This window comes from Lachnospira rogosae (ex Hitch et al. 2025) (genome assembly GCF_040096455.1).
Taxonomy (GTDB): domain Bacteria; phylum Bacillota; class Clostridia; order Lachnospirales; family Lachnospiraceae; genus Lachnospira; species Lachnospira rogosae.
Genome location: NZ_JBBMER010000015.1, coordinates 1 through 3907 on the forward strand (window position 1 = coordinate 1; position 3907 = coordinate 3907).

The window sequence follows — 3907 nt, forward strand, 5'->3', positions numbered from 1 at the left end:
CCATGTTTTCTATCTTTCCAATATCATTCTTGTATTTCCTTGTTTTTGATATCTCATAATTAGCCGGCTTTATGAATGCTATCTGATTATTAGCTTCAAGAAACAGATAGTTTTCCTCGCTCTCATAACCAGCATCTGCAGTTATGTTCTTATATTTGAATTTTAAGTTATGTTCAGCATCTTTAAGAGCATACAGCTTCTTGCGTAGTCTCTTTAAATGTTTGATTTTTATTACATTTCCATAAACTATTTTTATGTCATAGAGTTGTTCACATTCAGCTACAAAATCAGCTAACTTAATTAACAGTTTTGCCTGATTTTTTGTAAAGGCTTTTTTCCACACGAAAGTATATTTATTGGCATTTGCCTCAATCTTGGTACCATCAATAAAGATAGTTTCACCAGATATTTCACCTAAATCAAAAAGGATATTTGAAACTTCTGCGAGAATACGCTTAGAACAAGGGGCAAAATGAATGCTTCTGAATCGTGCAAGTGTTGCATGGTCAGGTGCAGAATGCCCTTCTAAAAGAAACATGAAATTGATATCTCTTTTGCAGTTTAATTCCATAGAACGGAATGAATAATCGCCATTCATGTAAGAGTATAAAACAATCTTCAAAAGTGTTCTTGGCGATAAAGAATTTATTCTATCATAAGTAGAATATAGATCAGTCAAATCCATCTCCTCTACAAACTGACTGAGTAACCGCACAGAATCATTCTTAGGAATAATTGTTTCTAATTTGAGTGGAAGTTTTAGTTGATATCCACTCTGATTTAACGTATAATCTTTTTGTAATTTATTATGTAATAGCATACTAATATTTTACCATAAATCCCAGGTTTTTCGAAGCCTGGGATTTATTTTTTTAGGTTATATACCGCCTTAACATAAAAGAAGGGGCACCGCACTAATTTCTTAGTGCGACAGCCCCATCTTATACCTATATCTAAAATCCTGGTTTCACTTCGTATAACTTGCCATCAACCTTAAGACTAACCGCACATAACGCTATGCAGCCACGCTTAATACGTATGCCTTTTATCCTTTCAGCTACCTGGACTGCCATATTTCCACCATACTTTCCATCACCAGCAACCGGCATGTTTCTTGAAGCAAGCTGGACACGTATCTGATGATGTCTGCCTGTTATAAGATGAATATCCAGCCTTGATATGTCTGCTTCTTCATCATAAGAAAGAAGCCTGTACTTAAGTATTGCTTCCTTAGAACCCGCCGTTCCTTTTGAAACTACCGATGATTCATTATTCTTTGCATCTTTTATAAGATTATCCACAAGTTCGCCCTCATCAGAATCTGGTTTTCCACATACAAGCACCTGGTAATGTTTACATAGTGTTCCTTTTTGAATAAGTAAAGACAATCTTGCTGCTTCCTTTTTATTCTTAGCCATAAGCACAAGCCCTGATACAGGACGGTCAAGTCTGTTTATTATAGCTGCGTAAGCTTCTTCACCCTTGCTTTTTCTATATGTAAGAACTTCACTTACAAGATCCATCTCAACTAATAATTCCAATACTCTTAATCCACTTTGTAAAAAGTACTTTCCACTCACCAGTCTGTGCAAAATCATCACCACAGCCATAACCATGGCCACCTGTTCTGAATATATGAAGTTCAGCACTTACACCGGCTTTTCTTGCTGCCATATAAAAGCCCACACTGTTCTCAGACAATGTTGTTCTGTCATCATCCGTTTCACATATAAATACTGGCGGCATATCCGGTCTTACAAGCTTATCCGGATTATACTTATGCAGTATCTTTGCCTTACTGTCACTGATTCTCTCAAGCACCTGTTCCTCAGACATATATCTTTTGCCTGCTTCAATACAATCGTCAATACTTATAACCGGATATGAACAAACAGCAAAATCTGGTCTTGCTGATAGTTTATCATATTCATCCTTATACTTATAATCCGCATACACATCACTTTCATACGCTGTTGATAATAACGCTGCCATAAAGCCTCCTGCTGAAAAGCCCATAACGCCTATCTTAGCTTCATCTATACCGAATTCCTGTGCCCTTCCTCTTATAACTCTCATTGCGCGCATAGCATCTATAAGTGGGACATCCTCTGCATTATCATGTTCATCTGATGGAAGTCTGCATTCAAGAACAAATGCAGCTATTCCCATACTATTAAGCCACTTTGCAACATCTTCACCTTCAAAGTTGTATACAAGGCGTCTGAACGCACCTCCTGGAATAATCAATACTGCCGGAATCCTTTGTCTGTCTGTACTGTTACCAATACCATCAGGTATATAAGGAACAATATCCGGATCTGTAATGTTCTGCACTATATGCTTTACTCTTCCATCAGGCATATCTTCAGTGTAATATTTTCTTGTAAGCTTAAGGTTCTGCGAACCCGGAGCCCCATGCTCAAACAGCCTTATCTTGTTTACTGGTGACTTAAACACCTCATTCTGCGTATCTGTCATATCTACTCCCCCCTGCTCTCAAGAAACAAAAGCTTATTAGCCTGTATGCTCAGCTCATCATAATGCATAAGCATATCACTCTCTTCATATTCTTCCGGAATCACTTTATAGCCTTCAAACCTTATAAGATTCTTGAAATATTCTTCCACATCTGCTGTCTGCTTAACAACAACCTCACTGAATGCCACTTCCTCTTCTGACTCCTGAAAATCTGGTCTGTAAAGAAGCTCACCGGTAATTATATTTTCTTTATTGGCTACAAATACGGCTTTGGCATAATATTTGTTACTGTCCGTTGTCGCAAGACGTATTCTTCTTAGTGGTGCCATCGTCTTATCATTCATGGCATTCGCTTTCCTGACTTCTTCTGAATCAAAATATTCCTTTTCAATTATCATATTTAACCTTCTTTCTGTCATATAAATCACTCATAGTTTTACAATATCCAAAACAGGACGATATATTTAAGGTTCTTAATTGATATATGTTCTAAACAGGCTTTTGTATCAGGGAAAACTATTTTTCCATTTTTTAGCCCCCAAAATGGAATTTATTTTTTCACTTTCTTTTCCACAGTTTTGCATTAAATAAATTCATTTTCTTCTTTTCACCTTGCTTCTTTTTGAAAAATTATATTTCCTTTTTTATGAAGAATTTCGGAAATTAGATTTGCGTGATACAAAGAAGTAATTGTCTACCACTATGCTAACTCACATAGTGCTAAACGTCAATTATTTCTTACCATTATATTTCATCTGGTCTGACTTCTGTTGAATTAACTTCACGCACCATCTGCATCATATAATTTTTATTCATATCACCATTATCAGGAACTAATATAAGTTCGTGTATGCTGCTTGGTAAAACATATAGCCCTTTACAATTATTACCAGTTTAATCCTTCACCTTATTTAAACAATCCTTTAAAATGTCTGTGTTATCGTAAAGCAATAAAGATACCCCGAATGTTCTGTCTTTATTAGATAGCACATAAAGGCTTGTATCAAAATCATCTTTATCCATATAAGGGTATAACTTTTCTGCTATATTAAAAAATTCTGGTGTATTTTGTTCCATAGTATTCTTATAAGCATAATCCCACAATTTATTTACGGCATCATTTTTATCTATTCCCCATATGTCTAACATCTGATTAGTAATAGTTGCAGGAGCACCACGTTCAATCTGTAAGTAATACATTACCGACAAATCATCTGTAATAGGGAAGTGTGGAGCATTACTGAATAATTTTTTATTTGCCTGTGTATTAACAATTATAAGAACATAACTGCAGATGCTGGTTATGAGAGCGAGGAAAACTATCTGTTTCTTGAAGCTAATAATCAGATAGTATTCATAAAGCCGGCTAATTATGAGATATCAAAAACAAGGAAATACAAGAATGATATTGGAAAGATAGAAAACATGG

4 protein-coding genes and 2 pseudogenes are annotated in these 3907 nt (G+C 35.5%); 1 reads left to right on the forward strand and 5 read right to left on the reverse strand.

Annotated features, from left to right (window positions below):
• The 5 genes and pseudogenes from WMO14_RS12810 to WMO14_RS12830 form a co-directional block, all read right to left on the reverse strand.
• On the reverse strand, window positions 1-820 hold an 820-nt coding region (locus WMO14_RS12810; RefSeq protein WP_349153945.1), incomplete at its 3' end, for a transposase.
• Between the two features lie 133 nt (window positions 821-953).
• A complete protein-coding gene (locus WMO14_RS12815; protein ID WP_055306192.1) occupies window positions 954-1541 on the reverse strand; it encodes an RluA family pseudouridine synthase in 588 nt (195 codons plus the stop codon).
• Window positions 1525-2478 (reverse strand): alpha/beta hydrolase, encoded by a 954-nt coding sequence (locus WMO14_RS12820; RefSeq protein ID WP_055306193.1) that lies wholly within the window; start codon window positions 2476-2478, stop codon window positions 1525-1527. Before WMO14_RS12820 ends, WMO14_RS12815 begins: the two co-directional genes overlap by 17 nt.
• Window positions 2479-2480: 2 nt before the next feature.
• Window positions 2481-2876: a hypothetical protein gene (locus WMO14_RS12825; protein WP_242854085.1), complete on the reverse strand. Its 396-nt coding sequence runs from the start codon at window positions 2874-2876 to the stop codon at window positions 2481-2483.
• A 346-nt stretch (window positions 2877-3222) separates the two neighbouring features.
• Window positions 3223-3825 (reverse strand): annotated as a pseudogene (locus tag WMO14_RS12830) (DUF5688 family protein).
• Here WMO14_RS12830 and WMO14_RS12835 point away from each other — a divergent pair.
• Window positions 3754-3907, forward strand: a pseudogene (locus tag WMO14_RS12835) (IS5/IS1182 family transposase); the annotation flags it as partial. The pseudogenes WMO14_RS12830 and WMO14_RS12835 overlap by 72 nt on opposite strands.